General features: G+C 61.3%; 14 protein-coding genes and 1 pseudogene. 3 read left to right on the forward strand and 12 right to left on the reverse strand.

Annotated features, from left to right (window positions below; all coding sequences use genetic code 11):
- Positions 1-212: 212 nt before the first annotated feature.
- A complete protein-coding gene (locus C8029_RS00285; protein WP_152001998.1) occupies positions 213-581 on the reverse strand; it encodes a hypothetical protein in 369 nt (122 codons plus the stop codon).
- A gap of 36 nt (positions 582-617) precedes the next feature.
- Positions 618-902 carry a hypothetical protein gene (locus C8029_RS00290; protein WP_009573485.1) on the reverse strand — a complete coding sequence of 95 codons (285 nt, stop codon included), beginning with the start codon at positions 900-902 and terminating at the stop codon, positions 618-620.
- Between the two features lie 202 nt (positions 903-1,104).
- Between C8029_RS00290 and C8029_RS00295 the strand changes: the two genes are divergently transcribed.
- From C8029_RS00295 to C8029_RS00305, 3 genes and pseudogenes are all read left to right on the forward strand, one after another.
- A complete protein-coding gene (locus C8029_RS00295) occupies positions 1,105-1,656 on the forward strand; it encodes an ImuA family protein (protein ID WP_040402879.1) in 552 nt (183 codons plus the stop codon).
- Positions 1,598-3,052 (forward strand): Y-family DNA polymerase, encoded by a 1,455-nt coding sequence (locus tag C8029_RS00300; protein ID WP_193217550.1) that lies wholly within the window; start codon positions 1,598-1,600, stop codon positions 3,050-3,052. The genes C8029_RS00295 and C8029_RS00300 overlap by 59 nt, the downstream gene beginning before the upstream one ends.
- Positions 3,049-6,395 (forward strand): annotated as a pseudogene (locus tag C8029_RS00305) (error-prone DNA polymerase). The gene C8029_RS00300 and the pseudogene C8029_RS00305 overlap by 4 nt, the downstream one beginning before the upstream one ends.
- Before the next feature lie 231 nt (positions 6,396-6,626).
- Here C8029_RS00305 and C8029_RS00310 read toward each other — a convergent pair.
- From C8029_RS00310 to C8029_RS00350, 10 genes are read right to left on the reverse strand one after another with little or no spacing between them, the layout of a single operon-like run.
- Positions 6,627-7,910, reverse strand: a complete 1,284-nt coding sequence (locus C8029_RS00310; RefSeq protein ID WP_009573481.1) for a TRAP transporter large permease — start codon at positions 7,908-7,910, stop codon at positions 6,627-6,629.
- The gene (locus tag C8029_RS00315) at positions 7,907-8,509 is read right to left on the reverse strand and encodes a TRAP transporter small permease subunit (RefSeq protein WP_009573480.1); all 603 of its coding nucleotides are present in this window, start codon (positions 8,507-8,509) and stop codon (positions 7,907-7,909) included. The genes C8029_RS00310 and C8029_RS00315 overlap by 4 nt, the downstream gene beginning before the upstream one ends.
- Before the next feature lie 4 nt (positions 8,510-8,513).
- Positions 8,514-9,218 carry a TRAP transporter substrate-binding protein DctP gene (gene dctP / locus C8029_RS00320; RefSeq protein ID WP_226946191.1) on the reverse strand — a complete coding sequence of 235 codons (705 nt, stop codon included), beginning with the start codon at positions 9,216-9,218 and terminating at the stop codon, positions 8,514-8,516.
- Positions 9,219-9,235: 17 nt separating this feature from the next.
- Positions 9,236-9,544 (reverse strand): hypothetical protein, encoded by a 309-nt coding sequence (locus tag C8029_RS22185; RefSeq protein WP_226946192.1) that lies wholly within the window; start codon positions 9,542-9,544, stop codon positions 9,236-9,238.
- A gap of 29 nt (positions 9,545-9,573) precedes the next feature.
- Positions 9,574-10,278: an aspartate/glutamate racemase family protein gene (locus tag C8029_RS00325; RefSeq protein WP_009573478.1), complete on the reverse strand. Its 705-nt coding sequence runs from the start codon at positions 10,276-10,278 to the stop codon at positions 9,574-9,576.
- Complete coding sequence (locus C8029_RS00330) at positions 10,275-11,249, reverse strand: ABC transporter ATP-binding protein (RefSeq protein ID WP_152001999.1); 975 nt, start codon at positions 11,247-11,249, stop codon at positions 10,275-10,277. Before C8029_RS00330 ends, C8029_RS00325 begins: the two co-directional genes overlap by 4 nt.
- Positions 11,246-12,268, reverse strand: coding sequence for an ABC transporter ATP-binding protein (locus tag C8029_RS00335; protein WP_152002000.1), 1,023 nt, complete (start codon positions 12,266-12,268; stop codon positions 11,246-11,248). The genes C8029_RS00330 and C8029_RS00335 overlap by 4 nt, the downstream gene beginning before the upstream one ends.
- Positions 12,265-13,143, reverse strand: coding sequence for an ABC transporter permease (locus tag C8029_RS00340; protein WP_152002001.1), 879 nt, complete (start codon positions 13,141-13,143; stop codon positions 12,265-12,267). The genes C8029_RS00335 and C8029_RS00340 overlap by 4 nt, the downstream gene beginning before the upstream one ends.
- Positions 13,140-14,081, reverse strand: a complete 942-nt coding sequence (locus C8029_RS00345) for an ABC transporter permease (protein ID WP_009573474.1) — start codon at positions 14,079-14,081, stop codon at positions 13,140-13,142. The genes C8029_RS00340 and C8029_RS00345 overlap by 4 nt, the downstream gene beginning before the upstream one ends.
- A gap of 25 nt (positions 14,082-14,106) precedes the next feature.
- Positions 14,107-15,747: an ABC transporter substrate-binding protein gene (locus tag C8029_RS00350; protein WP_226946193.1), complete on the reverse strand. Its 1,641-nt coding sequence runs from the start codon at positions 15,745-15,747 to the stop codon at positions 14,107-14,109.
- Between the last annotated feature and the right edge of the window lie 47 nt (positions 15,748-15,794).

Genomic DNA, 15,794 nt, shown 5'->3' on the forward strand with positions numbered 1-15,794 from the left:
CGTTTCCGTCAGGCTACGACACCACGCAGGAAGAGACCGGAACACATTCGCGTAAAGGGATGTTCTTAAGATTAAAAATAGCGCGTTAGATTGTCATCTCTGCCCGAATTAAGTTTTTGTTTAACTTTGAGATTATTTCGGAATCTAAAGTTTCACTCTTATGGAAATTCTAATTTTCCATACGTTTTGACACTGTCTGAATAGGCCCGAGTTTATTCGACGATCAGATAGCGCGTGATCAGGCGAAAGAGGTCCTCGCGCAAGATCACCACGTTTTTCTTGGCATCGTCCCCCTTGAGATGGCCCGCCTTACGCCCCGTGTAGCCATGAAGCAAATTGATGACCTGGCTTTCCATCGTGCTCCACATCCGTTCGACGAAGGGCGTGTCGCCCAAGCGATACGCTCTGACATCGACCACCTGAGCCCCCGCTCCCAAAAGCGCCGTTTTCACCGGACCGTTGCGCAGACCTGCGCGATTATCGCTTACGACACAAGCCAAGCCGAAACCAGCCGTTCCCATCGAGGAACGGAGTATCGAAACGCCGTGCGTCGAACGCGATACCGGTGAGGTCCGCGACATGCGCCACTTCGGCGTCACATTCATTACATATGAGCCTTAAATATCTGAAACTTCCGGTCTCGACGACAACCCGTCCTGCAAGCTCTGCTCTAAAAGCTGGAGAATGTGCAGCGGCATTTCATCAACGCTCCACGCTCTGCGCGGATCGGGCCAGAGTTGATCGAAGATGTCTTCTGTCATGACGACATAGGCAATCCTACCATGGTGACGCAAAAACGTCGGCCCTTTGTCCGCCTGTCGCGCCAATCTCAACGCGTCGTATTGCAGTGTCTCAATATCGAAACGACGGCCTTGGAGGTGGGGAAGCTTAGAACGATCCATAGATTTTCCTTTCATCGGCACACGACACTGGTCACGGAGAAGTCCGTGTTGGCGTGCGAGCGAGATGGAAATCTAAGTCATGGGTCTGCGTACCATGTGTGCCGGGATGTGTCAGCTCTGTTTGACGCCGATCTATATGTTGGACATCGCTTCCCATCGCAGCCTGATTGCCGCACGCCGATGTTCTTGCTACGTTCCCATTATGCGAGTCGATTTTCACACTGTCTTCCCCTTGCGCCGTGCGCGGGTTCATGAGGTCTATGGCCCCGGTTCCATGAGCTTTGCCGCCATGGCCGCTGCGGGGGCATGCCTGTGGATCAGGGAAAGCTGGCTGTCGGACACGCTCACCCCGCAGGGGCTATTGCCGATGTTCGACCCGGCCCTTCTGTTGCTGGCCCGCCCCAAGGATCAGACCGATGCGCTGGCCGTGGCCGAAGAAGCGCTCAAAGACGGCGCGCTGCCCTTTGTCGTCCTCGAGATCACCCGTCCGCTGAACCTGCGCGAGGGACGGCGGTTGCAACTCGCGGCCAAGGCGGGCGGCACCACGGGGCTCTGTATCATTCCCGAAGGCATGGGGTCCAATGCGACCGACACCCGTTGGCGAGCCACGCCGGTCTTCGATGCCGCAGAGGAAGACTCGACTCTGATGCGATGGGAAATTAAAAGGAACAAATCAGGAACATTGGGTGCCTGGAATGTTCGATGGGATCAAAAAGCGCGTCGTGTGCATGTGGTTTCCCCGGTTCGCGAGTGACCGGGTTCTGCGCGCACGTCCTGTCGATGGTCCTTTCGCGATCACGCTTAAGTCGAACAACACCGAACGGATTTATTGTCTCAACGAGACCGCCGAACGGCTCGGCCTGACGCGCGGCATGAGCTTCGCCGATGCCCGCGCCTTTTGCCCCGATCTGATCAGTCAGCCCGCGCGCCCCGATCTCGACGCCCGCTTCCTGGCCACGCTGCGCCGCTGGGCGACGCACTATTGTCCGTGGGTCGGACGCGATGGTGTGGATGGGCTGGTGCTGGATGTCACCGGATCGACCCATCTTTGGGGCGGCGAAGCGGAGATGCTGGCGGATATTCAGAGCCGCGCGATGCGCGCCGGACTGACGCTCCGTTTGGGCTGCGCCGAGACCCGAGGTGCGGCTTGGGCCTATGCGCATTATGGCGCGGGAGAGGAAGCCCTCACCGATCTGCCGGTGGCCGCGCTGCGTCTTGACGAAGCGATGGTGACAGCCCTGCAACGTCTTGGCCTGCGCAGCATTGGCGATCTGGCGGAGGCCGCCCGTGCGCCCTTGGCCCGTCGGTTCGGTCCCGATCTTCTGCTGCGTCTCGATCAGGCCATGGGTCACATCCCCGAACCCGTCATGCCCGAAAGCGAACCGCCAAGCTTTGCGACACGCATAAGCCTGCCCGAGCCCGTCGGTCTGACAGAGGACGTGATGGGCCTCACCGCCCGACTTCTGACCCCGCTCTGCGATAAGCTCAACCGCTATGAAATGGGCGCGCGTCGCCTGACCCTCACCCTGCGCCGGGTCGATCAGGGCAGCCAACAAGTCGAGCTGCGCCTTGCCGCCCCGATGCGCGATCCACACCGGATTTTGCCCCTGTTCGAACGTGGCGTGGAGGACGTGGACGCGGGCTTTGGCATTGACCAGATCCGTCTGCAAGCCACACAGGTCGAACCGCTCCCTGTCCAACAGATCGGCAGCGCGCAAACCTCCCCCGATCAGCTCAACGACCTGATCACCCGCATCGGTACCCGCATCGGATTGGACAACGTACAACGCTTCCTCCCCGCCGACAGCCACATCCCGGAGCGCAGCTTTGCCATCGCCCCCGCCGCCTTCAGCACACCCGACAGCGCATGGCCCTACCTGCGCCCGCGTCCCCTGCACCTGTTTCCACCGGAGCCGATTGCAGGATACAGCGCGGAGCCTCCCACACGGTTCCGCTGGCGCCGTATGTCGCTCACAACCGGGCGCGCCATCGGCCCCGAACGCATCGCACCGGAATGGTGGCTGCCGGATGACGCCTGGCGCTCCGGGGTGCGCGATTACTGGCGGATCGAGACCCGCGAAGGCCGTCGACTTTGGCTTTATCACACGCCGCAAAACCCCGGCTGGTTCGTACAAGGGGAATTCGCATGAGTTTCCTTTGTGCCGAAAATACTCATCCCCAGCCCGCCTCTTATGCCGAGCTTTGCATCACCTCGAACTTTACCTTCCTCACAGGCGCCTCGCATCCCGAGGAGCTGATGCTGCGCGCCGCCGAGCTGGGCCTTGAGGCCATCGCAATCACCGACCGCAACACGCTCGCGGGCGTGGTGCGGGCCTATTCCGCGCTCAAGACACTGCGCGAAGAGGTCGCCGAACAGCTTCGCGTGCGCTCGTCCCATCGGGTCGATCCCTGTTCGCGACAAGAGATTGGGTCGCCGCAAGACCTCCCCACTCCGCTTACTCCAAAGCTGCCGAAGCTCATCGTCGGAAGCCGCCTCGTTCTGCGCGATTGCCCAGTGGAATGGCTTGCGCTGCCCACAGACCGCGCCGCCTATCAGCGGCTGTCCCGGCTGTTAACCTTGGGCAAACGACGGGCGGAAAAGGCCGAGTGCCATCTTGATCTGCGCGATCTGGAGGCCGGATGTCAGGGGATGATCCTCATCGCTCTGCCGCCCAAGAATCTGGCCCGCGCTCAAGCAGCCCTCCAAACCCTCCAACGCCGTTACCCCGGTCAGGTCTTTCTCGGCGCCGCGCCGCGGTATGACGGCTCCGATCAGGCGTGGCTCAAAGCCTGTGCCGCGCTGGCGCTCCGCTGTTCGACGCCGATGGTGGCGGTCGGTGAGGTACTCATGCATCACGGGCGGCGGCGCAGGCTCGCGGATGTGCTGACCTGTCTGCGCGAGGGATTGACCATCGACCGGATCGGCACGCGCGCCCTGCCCAATGCCGAACGCCGTCTTAAAGGCGCCGCCGACATGGCGCGGCTCTATCGCAACCATCCGGCGGCGCTCAAACGCACGTTGGAGATCGCCGCGCGCTGTGGGTTTGACCTCTCGGAGCTGAGTTACGAATACCCCGATGAGATGTCGGAGGGCGAAGCGCCGCAGGACCGGCTGGACCGACTGGCGCGCGAGGGGCTGCGCCGTCGCTATTCCGATGGCGCGTCCGAGCGTGTGCATCAGTTGATGGACAAGGAGCTGTCCCTGATCGGCGAGCTCAAGTACGCGCCCTATTTCCTCACCGTGCATGACATCGTGCAGGAGGCGCGGTCCCGCGGCATTCTCTGTCAAGGACGCGGTTCGGCGGCCAATTCCATCCTCTGTTACCTTCTGGGCATCACAGACGTGTCGCCTGACATGATCGGTATGGTGTTCGAGCGCTTCATCTCCCGCCATCGCGGCGAACCGCCCGACATCGACGTGGATTTCGAACACGAGCGCCGCGAGGAGGTGATCCAGTGGATTTATGAGAAATACGGTCGCCACCGCGCCGGGCTTTGTGCCACCGTGATCCATTTCCGCACCCGCGCCGCGATCCGGGAGGTCGGCAAGGTCATGGGCCTGTCTCAGGACCTCACTGCGCGGCTGTCGGGTGACATCTGGGGCATGTCGAACGCCGGGCCGGATATGGACCGGGTTCGGGCGCTGGGGCTCAATCCGACGGATCGACGGCTGGCGCAGACGCTTGAACTCATCGGCGAGATCATCGGTTTCCCGCGCCACCTTTCACAACATGTTGGCGGTTTCATCATCACGCGCGGGCGTCTGGACGAGCTTTGCCCCATCGAGAACGCGGCGATGGAAAACCGCACGGTGATCGAATGGGACAAGGATGACATTGATGCCTTGGGCATTCTCAAGGTCGACATTCTGAGCCTCGGGATGCTCACCTGTCTGCGCAAAAGCTTCGATCTTTTGGACGCGCATGAGAAGACGCGGCTCACCCTCGACACCGTGCCGCAAGAGGATCGCACGACCTATGAGATGCTGCAACGGGCCGATGCGGTGGGGGTGTTTCAGGTCGAAAGCCGGGCGCAAATGAACTTCCTGCCGCGCATGAAGCCCGCCACGTTTTACGATCTGGTGATCGAGGTCGCGATTGTCCGCCCCGGCCCCATTCAAGGTGGCATGGTCAAACCCTATATCCGACGACGGCAGGGGCTTGAGGCCCCCGAACCCTTTGGCCCTGCGCTCGAAGAGGTCACGCGTAAGACACTTGGCGTGCCGCTGTTTCAAGAACAGGCGATGCAGATCGCCGTCGTCGGCGCAGGCTATTCGGCGGAAGAGGCCGATAAACTCCGCCGCTCGCTGGCCTCTTTCCGGCGCATGGGCACCATTGGCGAGCATCGCGACCGGTTTGTGCGCGGCATGAGGGACAACGGGTATTCCGAAGAGGTCGCCATGGCCTGTTTCGGCCAGATCGAGGCTTCGCCGATTACGGTTTCCCAGAAAGTCACGCAGCGGCCTTTGCCATGCTGACCTATGTGTCGTCTTGGCTCAAATGCCACCACCCGGCGGTGTTCGCCTGTGCTTTGCTCAACTCCCAGCCGATGGGATTTTACGCCCCCGCCCAGATTGTGCGCGACGTGCGCGACCACGGCGTCGAGGTACGGCCCGTTTGCGTCAACCATTCGGAGTGGGACAACCTGCTGGAACGCCGCGCCGACGGGGCATTGGCGCTGCGCCTCGGGTTTCGCCAGATCAAAGGCTTTCGCGAAGAGGATGCGGGTTGGATCACAGCGGCGCGCGGCAATGGCTACCAAGACCCGGAAAGCGTCTGGCTTCGCGCCGGTGTCGCGCCCTCCGTGCTTGAGCGGCTGGCCGAGGCGGATGCCTTCATCGGCATGGGGCTGACCCGTCGCGATGCGCTTTGGCAGGTCCGCGCCATTCGCGCCCCGAAACCGCTACCGCTGTTCTCTGATCCGCTCGATGGTGAGGGCATTCGTGAACCCGATGTGATCCTGCCCAACATGCATCTGGGCGAGGAAGTGGTGGAAGATTACGTTGCCCTGCGCCTGACACTCCGCGCCCATCCGATGGAGCTTTTGCGCCCGACGATCCCAAACCTGACGCCACACGACCGCCTGCCAACGGCGCCCCTCATCCGCACCACGGTCTGCGGCCTCGTCATCACCCGGCAACGTCCCGGCACAGCCTCGGGCGTGATCTTTCTGACGCTTGAAGACGAGACCGGCGTCAGCAATATCGTGGTCTGGCCCAAGGTCTACGAGCGTTTCCGCCGCATCGTCATGGGCGGGCGGCTGTTGCGTGTCACCGGGCGATTGGAGCGCGAAGGCATCGTCGTGCATCTCATCGCGGATCACATCGAAGACCTGTCGCACAAGCTCTCAGACCTGGGCCACCCGCTCGACGACGCCATCGGCATCACCCAACCCCAAGCCGACGACGCCCCCCGACCTCCACGTTATCCGCCCCGTGCCCGTCATCCGAGGGAGCAGGCCAAGCGGTTGTTTCCGAGCCGGGATTTCCATTGAGATTGTGGGATAGGGGAAGCGGCCCAAATCTGACATCATCCAGCATTACTCGGTAGGCCAAGGGCCGCGTCACGGATCTCCCTACCCTTCGCCGTAAGTGCTCGCTCTACGCCGCAGTCGCGAGAACCTCTGAAAGGGGCGGATTGTGTTGAAAAACTCTGCCGCGACACCTGAGCGGATATTCTTCCCCATACATTCCTCTTTGCGCCATCGGTGCTCCATCGGTTCTCGTCATCCAAGGATGAGTCCCGGAAAAATGCCCAGAAGCGCGACCAAAGCGAGGATGCATATGAGAAATGGGAGCACGCCCGCAATCACCGTTCCAACATGGCCGCGTCCACGCACGCTTTGCACGATGTAGAGGTTCATCCCGACGGGCGGCGTGATCAGGGCCAATTCGCACATCATGACGAGGAAAATCCCGAACCAAACAGGCGAATAGCCGAGTTGCTCCATGATCGGCCAGACAATCGGAATGGTCGCGATCATCATCGCCAGAGCATCAAGGAAACAGCCGAGTATCAGGTAGAGACAGACGAGGATTAATAGCATGACCAACGGCTGCACATCCAAGGCGGCGACGAACTCCGACACGACGCGGGGCACGCCCAGCACGCCGAGAATGAAGTTCATGTAAAAGGCGGCGACGAGGATCAGAAGCGTCATGGCTGTGGTGGTCACGGTCGACAGCATGGCCTCTTTCAGCATCGCCCAGTTCAGCCGACCATAGAGGGCAACAAGCAACATTGCGGTGACGACGCCGACACCGGCCGCTTCGGTCGGGGTGGCCCAACCACCATAGATCGAGCCCATCACGACGATGAAAATGACCAGCGGCGGGAGAAGGTCGCTTAACCGTTTGCGACGTTCAGGCCATGGGGCCAGTTTCCCGTGCGGGCCGGCAATACGCGGATCAAGGATGCTCCATACAGCTATCACCCCCATAAACAGTGCTGCCAGAATAAGCCCCGGCACAATCCCGGCGATAAACAACGCGCCGATCGAGGTGTTGGTGATCGCGCCATAGATGATCAGGTTGATCGACGGTGGGATCAGGATGCCCAAGGTGGCGCCGGAGGCCACCGTGCCCGCAACCCAGCGCTCGGAATAGTTCTGCTTGCGAAAGGTCGGGAATGCGACCGTGCCGATGGTTGCCGCTGTTGCGACCGACGAGCCTGAGATCGCGGCGAAAACCGTGGAGGCGATGATATTGGTGTGGAGAAGCCCACCCGGCAAAGGGCGCAGCCAATCCGACAAGGCCCGATACATGCGCTCGGTCACCCCGCCGCGGACTAGCACCTCCCCCATGAAGACAAAGAGCGGGATCGCGACCAAAAGAAAGTTGTTGAGCGTGCCCCACATCATCGTGCCAAAGGGGCGGAACATGGCGTCTCCGAAGAACACCCATGCGCCCAAGACGGCGACGCTGAACAATGCGACGGCGATATGCAGGCCGATCAGCAGAAGAACGAGCAAAAGAGCAAAACCGATAACGGCACCTTCGATCCCGATCATGACCGAGCCTCCCCTTGAGGTGTTTCCATGAAGTCTTCAACTTCTTCCGAGACGGTCATCGGCCCATAGAAGAGCGCGACCCTCTCTGGCGCGCGCACCATGAGCCAGATCGCGTGCAGCGTGGTCGCAATGGTGGTGAGCGCAAACACACCGCAGCCCAGAGCCCAAAGCCCTTGTGGCACCCAAAGCGGGGTTTGCAGCGGTGTGTTCGTCACCGCACCAAAGCGAATGGTCTGCGCTAACTCGCCCACGGCATGATAGGCCATGAAACTCGCCATAGCGGCCAGCGTGCCCTGCGCCAGAACATGCGCCGGGTTTTGCAACACGCGGGGCAAACGGCTCAGGGCGATGTCGATGCGCGGATGACCTTTGTGCAAGAGCGTATAGGCCAAACCGCAAGAGCCGGCGAAGGCCAGGACGTAGCCGCCAAGCTCATCCGTGCCCTGCAACGAAACATTGAGCAGGCTGCGCGCCCCAATGTCGAGACAGATGAGGACTGCCAGCAGAGCCACCGATGCTCCGGCCGCAAGGGCAAACAGGCGAGACAGGGTCTCGATACGTTTCAACACAAACGGTGTTTCTGCTGGCAACCGGCTCATTCGATCACGAGCCCCCGTGCCTTGCCGACTGTGTCGTTCCATATCTCGGTGCAGCCGGATAACCCGCCTCACAGCGCGCCGCCCATTCCGGCAGAATTTTAGTGGCGGCAACCTCAGCGACGGTCGCTTTGTCGGTGTCGCTTACCGGCACCAGCGTCATGTCGTAAGAGGTGTAGAGCCCATCGTCCGGGCAGTCCCCGCCCGTGGAACAGCTTTGCGCCACATCGTTGGTCTCGACGGCAAGCGCCCAAAACCCGGTTTCCATCTCCGCCATGCTGGCTTCGAAAGCGGCGTTCTGTTCCTCGGAAAGGCTGTTCAACCACTCAAGATTGACCAGATGCGCCTGAACAGAGCCGGAGACGGAGAGCGGATAGAGATGGCTGGTCACTTCTGGCCATTTGCCGGTGTTGGACGAGGTCGGCGAGGTGACGCCGCAGGAGGCCACACCGCGCTGAAGCGCCGGGTAGACCTCGGGGAAGCTCAGCGTGACAGGCGTTGCGCCCAGATCTTCGAGCAAGGTCGACATGGAAGCGGTGAAAGAGCGTACTTTCAGACCCTGAAGGTCGTCGAGCGTCTCAACCGGCTGGTTGCAGAGGAACACCTGCGGCCCGAAGGGCCAAATCGCCACGGCTTTGACGCCGAATTTCTCACCCAGACGGGCGTTGAACGCCTCGCGATAGGCGTCCACGGCCTGTTTCAGCTCATCCATGTTGGTGGACACGCCGATCAGGTCGATGCCTTCGAGGAAAGGATCGTCTTTCGCGGCGGAGCGACCTGTGTGGTGCCAAGCTGAAACGCGCCGGAGCCGACGAGACGCAGGGAGTCCGCGAGGTTCAGGCCCAGAATCTGAAATTCGTTGCGCTCGACAGTGACGCCCGTAGCGCCAATGGCCTCAATCGCGGCCATTTCAACCGGGTATTGGGCGTTGTGCGACTGGGTCTGGGTCAGCCAGCGCAGGGTTTCGGCCTGCGACGGAAGCGCTGTTGCAAGCAGCAGAAGAGATGCCGCAGAAATGCGGTGGAAGGATGTGAACATCGTTTTACTCTTTGGTTGGGGCGGGAAAATTAAGAAAGCGACATGGATGATCGTCTTTCAGGGAATGAAAACGTCAGGCCCAAAGTGTTCAGGGCGTAACGCAGGCCAGCGGACACTGGCTCGATGATCGGCAAGGGGATCGCATCCGCGACCGCTGTGGCGGCGCGGGCCAAGGGACCGCCTCCCAGCAACAGGGCCTCGGCCCCATCTGTTTCGCATTGCCGCGCGATGGCGATGAGCGCGGCCTTCATGCGGGCCTCGTCTGCCATCACGGCAAAGGCATCACCCTCGGAAATGCGCAGAGAGGCAAGTTGCTCCTGATAGCCATAGAGCGTGACTTTTTCGAGAATTGAGGCCTCAAGGTCTGGCGTTGTGGTGATGATCGAAAACTTCCGCCCATCCTTGGCGGCTTCTGCCATTCCCGCTTCGGCAATCCCCGCGACGGGAATGTCGACACGGTCGCGCAGATCCAAAAGCCCCGGATCGCCAAAGGCCGATACGATCAGCGCGTCCACACCGGCGGAGGCAAGCCCGACACCGACCGTCACCACCTGTTTCGCCGCGGCTTCAAGTGCGGCTTCGTTGGTGATGATGCTCGGGCCAAGCATCATCGTGTGGCCCTGCACCTCGACATTCGGCGGGCAAAGCGCCTGCGCGATGCCGGTCATCAAAGCCGTCGTGGCCGTATTGGTGTTCGGGTTGAGCAAAGCGATACGATAAGGGGGGCGGGTCATGCGATCTCCTCCAGTCTGACGCAGGCGACGCGGCGTTCCCCGCCTTGCGCCCGCAAGTCCGGCACCGCAGCCTGACAGGCCGACGTGGCCAGGGGGCAGCGGGGGGCAAAGGCGCAGCCTGGCGGCATCTGCGCCAGATCGGGTGGCATGCCGGGAATGGCCTTGATCGGGGTGCCGGGTACAGCGCCTTGAACGGTCGAGGACAAAAGCCCCTGCGTGTAGGGATGTTTCGGGTTTTTCAGAACTTCGGCGGCGGTGCCCGTTTCCACGATCCGCCCGGCATACATCACCGCGATCCGGTCAGAGATTTCGGCGGCCACGCCCACGTCATGCGTGACGAAAATCGTTGCCATGCCCATCTCCCTTTGCAGCTCCCTGAGCAGCAGGATCACCTGGATCTGCACCGTTGCATCGAGCGCGGTTGTCGGCTCATCGGCGAGCAAAAGCTTTGGCCCTGCGGCCAGCGTCAGCGCGATCATTGCGCGTTGGCGCATACCGCCGGACATCTCGTGCGGATAATTGCCCAAACGCGAAGCTGGCGAGGGGATGCGCACGAGCTCGAGCATTTCGAGCGCCCGCGCTTGGGCGTCTTTGCGGCTCACCTTGCGGTGCCGACGAACGGTCTCGGAAATCTGGGTGCCGATGGTGAAGACCGGGTCGAGCGCCGTCGCCGGTTCCTGAAACACCATGGAGACATCGCCACCGCGATAAGCCGCAAGATCGTGGCCCTTGAGGCTCAGCACATCTTTGCCATCGAGTTTCAGATCGCCGGCAATTTCCGTCTTGGCCTCCGGGAGAATGCGCAAGAGCGCCCGCATGGTGACGCTTTTGCCGCTGCCGCTTTCCCCGATGATGCCGAGCACTTCACCGCGCTCAAGCGTCAGGTCGATGCCATCGACGGCCGTGATCGGCCCTTTCGGAGTGCGAAACTGCACGGTCAGATCCTTGGCGGACAAAAGGGGCGTGTTCATTGCATCACCTCGGCCTTGGAATGACCCAATTTCGGATCGGCCATGTGGCACCGCACGCGCGTCTCGCCGTGGCGCAGCTCGTAGGGCATGGTGTCGCAGATGCTTTCCGCAAAGGCACAACGCGGGGCAAAGCGGCAGCCGGGCGGCAGATCAATCGGGCTCGGCGGATCGCCGGTGATCGGCGCGGCCATGGTGCGTTGTTCCGGGTCCGGGCTTGGCATCGAGGCCAGAAGGGCGCGCGTGTAGGGATGACGCGGGGTGGCGTAAACCTGGTCGACCGGCCCCTGTTCCACGACCTGCCCGAGATACATCACCAGAACATGGTCGGAAATGTAGCGCACCACGTTGAGATCGTGACTGATAAAGATATAGCTCAGGCCAAACTCGGCTTTCAGCTCGTTCAAGAGGTTCAGAACCTGGGCTTCGACCGATTTGTCGAGCGCTGATACCGCCTCGTCGAAAATCACCACTCTCGGGTTGAGCGCAAGAGCGCGGGCGATGTTGACACGCTGGCGCTGACCGCCAGACAGCTCATGTGGATAGCGCCCGGTAAAGCGCGCGGGATCGAGTCCCACACGGTCCAGCAAGCGCCACGCGGTCTCGCGCGCCTCTCTCAAAGACACACCATGCACCATGGGCGCGAAGGTGATGGATTGCTCGATGGTCAGGCGGGGATTGAGCGAGGCGGAGCTATCTTGAAAGACCATCTGCACCTTGCGGCGGAACTGTTTCAGATCGCGCTTGGCCCTGCTCACCGGCTCGCCGGAAAGGCGGATTTGCCCGCTGTCGGGTTTGACAAGATGCATCAACAACCGCGCGGTGGTCGACTTGCCACAGCCGGACTCGCCAACGATGCCAAGGGTGGAGCCTACGGGCAGATCGAAGCTGAAATCCGATACCGCATGGACATATCGTGCAGGCTTTCCAAGTCCGTTTTTACGCACGGTGAAGGTCTTGTTCAGGCTTGTCGCGCTGAGCGCGGGGACCGTTTGGGGAGGTGTAAGGCCTTGATCGGTCATGACATATCCATGGCGGAGCGAAGCCCGTCCGAAAGCAGGTTGAAAGACAGGGAAACGGCGAAGATGAAAACACCGGGAAGTGCTGCGATCAGAGGCTGGCTGTAGATGGCGGAGCGCAGCGTGTTGAGCATCAGCCCCCATTCGGGTGTCGGCGGTTTCGTCCCAAGGCCGATGAACGACAGCCCCGCCGACATGATGATCGCGACCGACAGGAGGCTCGTGGCATAGACGACGATAGGCGCGAGGATGTTGCCGAGAATATGCACCCGGATGATAGTCAGCCCGCCTGCGCCGCTGGCGCGTGCCGCTTCGACGAAATCGAGGCTGCGGACCTGTGTCGTCGCACTTTCCGTGACCCGCACCATGGGTGGGATCAGCACGACGGTCAGCGCGATCAGCGCATTCAAAAGACCCGATCCCAAGGCGCCCGCGATGGCGACGGCCAGAAGGATTGAGGGGAAGGCAAAGACCACATCCGTGGCGCGCATGATGATGGTGTTTGTCCAGCCGCCGACAAAGCCCGCAACCGTGCCAAGCGTGCCACCGATCAAAAGCGCCAGAAGCACTGGCAGAATGCCCATGATCAGGGACATGCGCCCACCGTAAAGCAATCGCGTCAGCATATCGCGACCCAACTCGTCGGTGCCGAGGATGTAGCCGTCGGTCAAGGGCGGTTTCAGGCGTTGCACCACGCTGCCGATGGCCGGGTCGTAGGAGGTCAGAAGCGGGGCAAATATGGCCGACAGGATGATGACGGCCAGCACGATCATGCAGGCAACCGACACCCGGTCTCGCAACAGTTTGCGCCAGACATTGGACCAATAGCCTTGCGAGCGCATCGGCTGGGTCGGGAGGGTGATCTCGGAAACAGTCATGCGCGTTGAATCCTCGGATCGAACAGGGGTTGAAGGATGTCGACAATCAGATTGAGCGCGACGAAGATCAGGGCAAGGACCAGAATGGTGCCCTGCAACAGCGGGATGTCCCGCGTCAGGATGGCGTTGTTGAGCAAAAGCCCCGTGCCGGGCCAGGCAAAGACGGTCTCGACAAGGATAGACCCAGCCATGAGATAGCCCATCTGCACCCCGATCACGGCTAGTGCTGTGGGGGCGGCGTTCTTGACGACATGGGCAAAGATGTGCGGGCTGGTCATGCCCTTGGCGCGCAGTGCCGTGACGAATTCTTGCCCGAGCTTTTCCGCCACCAGCGCCCGTACAGACCGGGTGATGATGCCCGCGGGCATGGCGGCCATGGTCAGAACCGGCAGGATCATGAAGCTCAAGGCGTCACCAAGGCTTTGTCCCGACCGCCCCGCACCCATGGCCGGAAACCAGCCGAGTTTGACGGAGAAAAACACCACCAACACGATGCCAAGCCAGTAATGCGGCACGGAGACGCCCGAGATTGCAGTGGCCGAGGCGATTTTGTCCATCGGTGAGCCCATAGTGTAGCCCGCCACAAGCCCTAGGGCGAGACCGGCCACCAGCGCCAGAAGACAGGCCAGAACTGCCACGGACAGGGTGTAGCCGATGGCATGGCCGATCTCGCTTGAAACCGACCGGCCAGAGGCGATCGAGGTGCCCAGATCACCCTGTAGAACATTGCTGAGCCACAAAAGATATTGCGTCGGCAAGGGTTTATCGAGGCCGTAGCGTGCCCGGGTCTGGTCGACAATCTCTTGCGAGGCGTCGGCGGGGAGCACGACCGTGAGCGGATCCCCCGGAGCAAGCTGAACCAGAGAGAAACAGATGATGCTGACCGCCAGCGTGACGGGCACGGCATAGAGCAGTCGTTTCAGTATGTATCCCAACATGGGCCAGTCCTCCGGGGCTGTCGCGTTACTCTTCGATGGTCACAGGGGTGAGGTCCTGGAACCAGTTCTGAGCCTGAACAAAGCCTTGGACCTCGGGCGCCATGGCGCGCGGCGCGACATCATGGGCCACGAACAGGAACAGCGCGTCGTTCACATAAAGCTCATGCAGCGCCTGAATGGCCTCAAGCTGTTCTGCCGGGTCGAAGGTGGTGCGGATCTGGTCGATCAGCGCATCGGCTTCCGGGTTGCTGTAATAGCCCCAGTTCGTGCCCTTCGGCGCAACCAAACGGCTGTCGATGTGCCGCATCAGAGAGGTGAACGGATCTTGGCTAAAGTAGGAGCTGTTCGTGGACTGCGCGCCGTCGGTCGAGGCATCTTTCGCCCCGGCCCGCCAGTTCGCCAGAAGCGCGTTCCAGTCGCGCACATCGAATTCCACGTCGATACCGATGGCGGCGAGGTTCTGTTGGATCAGCTCGTTCATCAACATGGGCTGCATCTGGCCGGAGCCCGCAGGCGAGATGATCGCTTTGACCTTGAGCCGGTTGTCCGGGCCGTAGCCTGCCTCCATCATCAGGGCGATGGCCGCCTCGGGATCGTATTTGACCTCGAACTCAGGCGTGCCGAACCAGTCGCTGGTTTCCGGCACCATGCCTTTCGCAGGCACCATCATGCCGCCCAAAAGCACCTTCATCCCTTCGCGGTCGATGGCGAGGTTCGCGGCCTTGCGGATACGTTCATCGGCCCAGGGCGAGCCATCGAGCATGGAGAAATGCCACGGCCAGACATGCGGGTAGACGTTCGAGGAGATAGTAAAACCTGCGGCTTTGAGGCTATCGAGCGCATCCGGCGGCGGAGCTTCGATCCAGTCGACCTGACCCGAGCGCAGCGCGGCGACGCGCGCGGAGGGATCGGGCGCCGGCATCAAAACCAATTCGTCGAGATCGGATTTGCGATCTTCGTTCCAGTAGCCATCATATGGCACCAACACGGCGCGTTCGCGGGGCACATATTCCGACACCTTGAACGGCCCAGTGCCGGCGGGCGATTGCAGGAAAGCATCCCAGCTTCCGGCAGCCTCATAGGCGGCAGGAGAGGACATCACGATCCACGCAATCTGATAGGGGATCAGCGCATCCGGCGCGGTTGTAGTGATCTCGAAGGTCATATCATCCACCGCACGGTAGCTCGCGACGGTCGGGATGCGGCCCCTGCCCTGTGCCGATTGCTTTTCGTCATATTGCGCCGCATCGGGGTTCAGGATTTTGTCAAAGTTCCAGACGACGGCATGGGCGTCGAAGGCAGATCCGTCATGGAAGGTGACACCTTCGCGGAGTGTGAAAGTCCATTTGGTTTGATCTTCGGGATCGACCGACCACTCGGACGCGAGGCCGGGGATCAACGTCACAGGTTTGTCGGCCGAGGACAGGTCATAGGCAACGAGCGCCTCGAACACCTGATAGCCCATAAAGCGCATGCCTTCCGCGCCCTGATCTGTCTGGCCGTTCGGAAGCGGCACATCGGAGGAGGTCATCGCGATGCGCAGCGAGCCTTCGGCCAGTGCTGCGCCGGACAGCCCGATAGAAAGTGCGGCCGCAGCCAGTGAGAGCCTCAGCATGGATTTCAGAGAAGGCAGAGGTCCTGACGCGCGGGGGATAGGATTTTTCATGGTCTTCCTCGTGTTCGGGGTGTGAGTTCTGTCTGATTGAAGCTTTT

Origin of the sequence: Roseobacter sp. TSBP12, assembly GCF_009129705.1 — a bacterium.
Classification (GTDB): Bacteria; Pseudomonadota; Alphaproteobacteria; order Rhodobacterales; family Rhodobacteraceae; genus Celeribacter; species Celeribacter baekdonensis_A.

Coding starts and splice junctions, on each gene's coding strand:
- C8029_RS22185 (WP_226946192.1), bottom strand. CDS start 9,544: ATGTTCACATCCTTCCACCGCATTTCTGCGGCATCTCTTCTGCTGCTT.
- C8029_RS00330 (WP_152001999.1), bottom strand. CDS start 11,249: ATGAACACGCCCCTTTTGTCCGCCAAGGATCTGACCGTGCAGTTTCGC.
- C8029_RS00310 (WP_009573481.1), bottom strand. CDS start 7,910: ATGATCGGGATCGAAGGTGCCGTTATCGGTTTTGCTCTTTTGCTCGTT.
- C8029_RS00295 (WP_040402879.1), top strand. CDS start 1,105: ATGCGAGTCGATTTTCACACTGTCTTCCCCTTGCGCCGTGCGCGGGTT.
- C8029_RS00285 (WP_152001998.1), bottom strand. CDS start 581: ATGTCGCGGACCTCACCGGTATCGCGTTCGACGCACGGCGTTTCGATA.
- C8029_RS00315 (WP_009573480.1), bottom strand. CDS start 8,509: ATGAGCCGGTTGCCAGCAGAAACACCGTTTGTGTTGAAACGTATCGAG.
- C8029_RS00335 (WP_152002000.1), bottom strand. CDS start 12,268: ATGACCGATCAAGGCCTTACACCTCCCCAAACGGTCCCCGCGCTCAGC.
- C8029_RS00290 (WP_009573485.1), bottom strand. CDS start 902: ATGGATCGTTCTAAGCTTCCCCACCTCCAAGGCCGTCGTTTCGATATT.
- C8029_RS00340 (WP_152002001.1), bottom strand. CDS start 13,143: ATGACTGTTTCCGAGATCACCCTCCCGACCCAGCCGATGCGCTCGCAA.
- C8029_RS00300 (WP_193217550.1), top strand. CDS start 1,598: ATGTTCGATGGGATCAAAAAGCGCGTCGTGTGCATGTGGTTTCCCCGG.
- C8029_RS00325 (WP_009573478.1), bottom strand. CDS start 10,278: ATGACCCGCCCCCCTTATCGTATCGCTTTGCTCAACCCGAACACCAAT.
- dctP (WP_226946191.1), bottom strand. CDS start 9,218: ATGGATGAGCTGAAACAGGCCGTGGACGCCTATCGCGAGGCGTTCAAC.
- C8029_RS00345 (WP_009573474.1), bottom strand. CDS start 14,081: ATGTTGGGATACATACTGAAACGACTGCTCTATGCCGTGCCCGTCACG.
- C8029_RS00350 (WP_226946193.1), bottom strand. CDS start 15,747: ATGAAAAATCCTATCCCCCGCGCGTCAGGACCTCTGCCTTCTCTGAAA.